This window comes from Streptomyces sp. UNOC14_S4, assembly GCF_020740835.1.
Lineage (GTDB): Bacteria > Actinomycetota > Actinomycetes > Streptomycetales > Streptomycetaceae > Streptomyces.
The window spans coordinates 1-5599 of the sequence record NZ_JAINFC010000489.1 but is presented as its reverse complement, the minus strand read 5'-3'; the positions used below and the strand labels follow the sequence as shown (position 1 = coordinate 5599).

5 protein-coding genes are annotated in these 5599 nt (G+C 69.9%); 4 read left to right on the top strand and 1 reads right to left on the bottom strand.

The window, feature by feature from the left end; translation table 11 throughout:
• Nucleotides 1-283: 283 nt before the first annotated feature.
• A complete protein-coding gene (locus K6I34_RS30290) occupies nucleotides 284-1285 on the bottom strand; it encodes a bifunctional lytic transglycosylase/C40 family peptidase (RefSeq protein WP_229330804.1) in 1002 nt (333 codons plus the stop codon).
• A 694-nt stretch (nucleotides 1286-1979) separates the two neighbouring features.
• Here K6I34_RS30290 and K6I34_RS30285 point away from each other — a divergent pair.
• The 4 genes from K6I34_RS30285 to K6I34_RS30270 all read left to right on the top strand — a co-directional run.
• Complete coding sequence (locus K6I34_RS30285) at nucleotides 1980-2660, top strand: hypothetical protein (protein ID WP_229330802.1); 681 nt, start codon at nucleotides 1980-1982, stop codon at nucleotides 2658-2660.
• Nucleotides 2657-2977 (top strand): hypothetical protein, encoded by a 321-nt coding sequence (locus K6I34_RS30280; protein WP_229330800.1) that lies wholly within the window; start codon nucleotides 2657-2659, stop codon nucleotides 2975-2977. Before K6I34_RS30285 ends, K6I34_RS30280 begins: the two co-directional genes overlap by 4 nt.
• The gene (locus K6I34_RS30275) at nucleotides 2974-3744 is read left to right on the top strand and encodes a hypothetical protein (protein WP_229330798.1); all 771 of its coding nucleotides are present in this window, start codon (nucleotides 2974-2976) and stop codon (nucleotides 3742-3744) included. The genes K6I34_RS30280 and K6I34_RS30275 overlap by 4 nt, the downstream gene beginning before the upstream one ends.
• The coding region (locus K6I34_RS30270; RefSeq protein WP_229330796.1) for a hypothetical protein at nucleotides 3737-5599 on the top strand (1863 nt) is incomplete at its 3' end. The genes K6I34_RS30275 and K6I34_RS30270, both read left to right, overlap by 8 nt.

Sequence of the window (5599 nt, the reverse complement as noted above, 5' to 3'; positions counted from 1 at the left end):
GCCGGGGCCGGTTGCGGATCAGGGTCCGGGGCCGGTTCCGGTTGCGGGTCAGGGGTCGGGGCCGGTTCCGCTTGGGGTTCCGGCTGCGGGTCCGGTTGCGGCGTCACGGGGGGCTCAAGCGGAGCCGGTACGGGCTCCGGCCCGGCCGCGGAGAGCGGCTGTGGCTCGCCCTCTGCGGCCGGGTCCGCTCCGGGCACGGCCCAGAAGTCGGGGGTGACGGTGCCCCACGGGAGCATCGGCAGGTCGTCGTCATGCATGGGGTTCCTCATGGGTCGCGCGCGCCTCACCAGTCCACGATCCGGATGACCTTGCTGATGCGCATCATCGGGCTGGTGGCGTTGCGCCAGCTGTCGTACGGGACGATGCGGGTCTGCACACCGGTGCGCGGGGCCTCGATGAGCTGGCCGTTGCCGATGTACATGCCCACATGGCCCGGCATCGCGTCGGAGCCGTCGCTGCCGGGGTTGAAGACGAGGTCGCCGGGCTTGGGGTGGTCGATGTCGACCTGCTTGCCCGCGTTCTGCTGGTCGTACGTGACGCGGGGGAGGTCGATGCCCGCCGCCTTGTACGCCTGCTGCATCAGCGAGGAGCAGTCGCACCAGCCGCCCTGGTCGTCACCGTGGGCATTGGTGCAGTCGCCGCCCAGGTGGTACCAGCCGCCCTTCTGCTTCAGCGCCCAGGCTATCGCCACCCGGACCTTCTCGGGGGCGTCACCGGGCGCGCCCTCGGTGCTGCCCGTGCTGCTCGTGTCCGTGAATTTCGGGACGTCGGCCATGATGGACTTCACGTAGTCGTAGGTCTGGCCGCCCGCGAACCCCGGCGGCGGGACGCCTCTGTAGTGCTCGACCGCGCCCCAGCCCGCGTTGTAGCCGGCCAGTGCGAGCTCGATCGGGCTGCCGCTGTACTCGGGGTGCTTCTTCGCGTCCTCCAGCAGCTCGCACATGTACTTGCCCTGCGTGGCGATGGCGTCGGCGGGGTCCCAGACGTCCTTCTTGCCGTCGCCGTTGCCGTCGACGGCCATGGCCTCCCAGGTGCTGGGGATGAACTGGGCGATACCCGAAGCGATCGGGTTGCCGTTGGAGTCCTTCGACTGCGCGTCGGGCTTGAAGCTGCTCTCCGCGTTGATCTGCGAGGCGAGCACAGCGGCCGGCAGCCCGCACTGCTGCGACGCCTTCTCGATCATCGGGGCGTACTGCGCGGGCACACCGCCGTTGCCGACCTTCAGCCCGCCGACGGAGAAGCTGGCGCCGCCCTTTCCGTCGCCGCCGAACGACGCGATGAGCATGATGAGCCCGATTCCCAATATGAGGGGGCTCAATGCTATGGCGGCAACTACCAGCAGCATCCCCCGTTTGAAATTCACTCAGCCCCCAAGTCTACCCACGCACTGTAGCGGCACGGCCTCATGGGGAACGGCCGTCAACAACGCCGCTCCGTGACCGGGAAACCACTCACCGGCGGGGACATCACATTCCCACAACTGATTTCCACTCCCAAAGCCCCTTCCGAAGCCCCTCCCGAAGCCCCTTCCGCCGCCGGGGCATTACCCCCAAAGCCGCGCCAATCCGACATAGCCCATAGCAACCGGAGTGAATGGGGGTGACCGTGCCCCTCCCATGACTCACTTGGAACAAACCTGGTACCTGGCGCCCCATCAGCCGCATGGACACGACATTAGACTGACTGCCAGACATCGCAGCTCAGGGGATTCGCTGCGAATGCAGTTGCAATTCGGGGGAACGTTGGCTAAGAAGTTGAACCCGGCCGCGACGTTGCCCGCAGAAGCGCGTCTCGTCGTGCCGGTATTGGCCGCTATTGGCGGCAGCGGACGCTCGACGACCGCGGGAATGCTGGCGGGCTCCCTCTCCGCAATGGCATCCGTCCTGGTGCTGGACACCGCCCCGCGACTGGCCTCGCCTTGGCCTTCCTGGCCCTCCGAACCGGGTGCCGGTCTCGCGTCTGTACCACCGGATGTGCCCATGACCCGCCGCCAGGTGCTGGCGGCCGCTTCCCGCTGCGCCGCTCCGGGTGGCCGCGAGTGGCACGTCCTGACAGATCATCAGGAGTGGAGCGGAGCGCCGCTCGCCCTCCCCGAGGACCCGGCCGCGTGGTACCAGCTGGCCGCAGCGACCGGCCGTCAGGCCGTCGTGGCCGACACGGCGCACCCCGTGGCGCACGACATCGTGGCGGCCCAGTGCGAGGGCCGTCCCGCGCTGACCGCCGGGTGGTTCGCGCTGCCCTTCTCGGTGCCCGTGTTCTGCGCCGCCGCGACCGGCGGCGGGGTGCACGCGCTCCAGACCGCCGTACAGGCGGCGACGGCCGCCGGGCTGCCGCTGCACCGCGCGGTCGTCGCCCTGGTGGCCACCGGCGACGGGCGGTTCCCCGCCCCCGTGCGGGCCGCCGCGACGATGCTCCAGTCCCGGGTGTCCGCCGTGGTCGAGGTGCCGCACGACCCACACGTACGGAGCCACGGCATGCGCGACGCTCACCGGCTCAAGCCCCGTACCGCCGAGGCGGGCGACCGGCTCGCGCGGGCCGTGCTCGCGGCGGCGCACGCCACCTGGGGCGAGCCCCTTCCCCCTGCACCAGTCCCGGCCGCGGCGGCCGTTCCGCCCGCACCACTCACCGCCCGACCCATTCCCGAAGGGGTGGCCTCATGAGCCAGCTTCTGCACCACGCGTTTACCGTCCTCGCGGACGACCCCGGCGTCGTACCGAACTACAAGCCCGAGGTCCCGGGCACGCTGCAGACGCCCACCGGGAAGATCCTCGGCTGGACCGCGGGCATCGGCCTGGCACTGGCCGTCCTCGGCGGGCTGGCGGGCTGGGCGTGCGTGGCGATCGGCCACAACAGCGAGCGGGCGGGCCTCGCGGCGCGCGGCAAGCAGGCGATCCTGTGGAGCCTGGTCTCGGGCATGGGCATCGGTGTGACGAGCGGCCTGGTGCTGGCCTTCTACAACATGACTCAGGGCAAGTGACCGCCTTGGACTTCCAGGACAAGGCGCGGCGGGCCCGGCTGCGGCTGATCGGGATCGGCGTCGCGGCCGGTGTCGTGGTGACCGGTGGTGCGGTGCTCGCGGTCACGACGCTGGGCGGGGGTGACGACGACAAGGGTTCGGTGGCGAGCCCGGGGGCGAGTTCGGCGACCCCGGCACCGTCGACGGCCCCCGACAAGAAGTGGACCCCCGCCAACGGACGCAAGATACGCATTCTCAAGGGGAGCAAGGCGCCGGACGGCATCAGCGTCGGCTTTCCGCAGTCGGACCGTGGTGCCATCTCGGCGGCCGTCCGGCACCTGCAGGAACTCGACATCCTGGACGACACGATCGCCGAGAAGCAGTTGAAGGCCATCGTCTCCAAGGACTCCCCGGGCACCGTCGACAAGCGCGTGTCGGACGTCCGGAAGCTCCGCGAGGGAGTCGGCCTGCCGCCTTCCGGTGCCACACCCGCCGGGCTGTCCTTCACCACCCAGGTCAACGCCGTCCGCGTCACCAGTGCCGACAAGACCGGTCAGGTCCTCATCGTCTGGATGAACTACGACCGCTTCGCGACCGTGCCGGGCAAGGGTGCGGACAACAACCCGCTGAAGGGCGAGACCGACTACGCCATCTACAAGCGGGAGGGCGACGACTGGAAGCTCACCGAGGAGCCCCAGTACAAGAAGAGCGTCCACGGCCCCAGGGCGTACGACCCCGACAGCCCGTACGCCTACCAGGACATGTGGCGGCAGGTGAGCTTTGACTAGATTGCTCGCACGCCTCGGCACACTGCTGGGCGTCCTCGCGCTCGTGATCTCGATCGGCGCGCCCCTGGCCCTGGCCGGCGCCAAGCCGCCGGACCCGTATCCGCCGGAGCTCAGCCACGGCGAGAGAATCGGCATCAACGTCAACACGGGCGAATACTGCGACCTCGACAAGGCGGACGCGGCTCAGGACCAGGACCCGAACGCGAAGTCCAGCTGCCGCCCCCCGACGGACTGCCAGGACTTCCCCGCGGGCCAGACCGTCTGCGTCGGCGAGGACGCCACGGACCCCAAGGAGCGCCAGCAGTACGAGCTCAACGAGCTCAAGCGCTGGCAGGACAAGGCCGATAAGAAGGATCCGTACTACAACAAGTACAACGACTACATCACCAACTGCGTGAAGAAGGACGAAAAACCCTTCGCGCAGTGCAGGGAAGAAGCCGTCGGCAAGTTCGGCGTAGCCACCAAGGGCCCGCTCGACTGGGTCGCGGGCAAGATCTCCGAGATGGCCTCCAACGCCCTCAAGGAGGCCGCGGGTGCCATCGGCGAGTCCGTCGTCTGGCTGCTGAAGCAGTTCGCCGAGGCCTTCGACGAGATCTCCACCATCAAGCTCGCGAAGACCGGCATCGGCCCGGTGATGGGCATCGCGACCGGCCTCTCCGTCCTCGTGGCGACCTTCCTGCTGCTCCTGCAGTTCGGCAAGCTGGCCGTCTCGCAGCAGGGCGGGCCGCTCGTCACGGCGATCACCGGCCTGGCCAAGTGGGGTGTCGTGCTGGGCGTCTACGTCTTCGCCACCCAGACCGCGCTGGACTGGTCCGACACCCTCAGTACCGCGCTCATCAACCACACCTTCGACGGCGGCGGCACCAGTGACACCGACGCCAGTCAGGCCATGACCAAGCAGCTCACCATGCTCTTCGGCGGCCTCGTCACCGGTGGCGGTGGCGCCGCCACGGCCACCACCGCCCTCGTCAGCGGTGAGGGCGTGCTCGCCAGTGCCGTCGGCGTGATCATCGTCGTCGGCATCCTGTGCATCATCGCCATCGGCGCCCTGTGGGTGGAGATGCTGGTGCGTCAGGCGGGCATCATGATCCTGGTCACGATGATGCCGCTGGCGCTCGCCGGGCAGATGTCGGACGCGACGCGCGACTGGTGGCCGAAGGCCCGCAACGCGCTGATCTCGCTGATCCTGATGAAGCCGGTCATCGTCATCTGCTTCTCGATCGGCTTCAGCGCGATGAAGGGCGGCGAGGGCATCCGCAACGTTCTCGTGGGCCTGATCATCTTCATCATCTCGGCGTTCGCGTGGCCCGTGATCGCCAAGTTCATGGTGTTCACGACCGTCGGTGCCGGTGGTGCCGCCGCGGGCGGGATGCTGAGCTCGGTCGGCTCCAGCGTCTCGTCGATGTTCGGCGGCAACCAGGCCGCGCCCGCCGGCGCGGGCACGGCCTCCGGCGGCAGCAACTACACGAAGGCCGTCGAGGACGACAACAACAGCATTGCCGGAGGCGGCGGTTCCGGCGGCGGCTTCTGGTCCAAGGCCATGGGCGGCAGCACCGGCGGAGGCGCCGCCGCCAAGGCGGGCGGCGCGGCAGCGGCCGGACTCGGGCTCGCGCTGGCGGGCAAGGACATGCTGGAGAGCACCGGGGCGAACGTCGCCGCCCACGCCGGTCTCGACCAGGGCGCCCCGGGCGGGGGCGGCCAGGGCATCTCCCGGCGGCCGCAGGGCGGCGAGGCGGAACCTCCCGGTCCCGCGCCGGCCCCGTCCGCGAGCGCGTCCGAGGTCACCACGGCGGACACCACCGCTCCTTCGAGCGGCTCCGTCACCCCACCGCCCCGGCAGCCGGACGCCACACCC

Coding starts and splice junctions, on each gene's coding strand:
- K6I34_RS30290 (WP_229330804.1), bottom strand. CDS start 1,285: ATGCTCATCGCGTCGTTCGGCGGCGACGGAAAGGGCGGCGCCAGCTTC.
- K6I34_RS30285 (WP_229330802.1), top strand. CDS start 1,980: ATGACCCGCCGCCAGGTGCTGGCGGCCGCTTCCCGCTGCGCCGCTCCG.
- K6I34_RS30280 (WP_229330800.1), top strand. CDS start 2,657: ATGAGCCAGCTTCTGCACCACGCGTTTACCGTCCTCGCGGACGACCCC.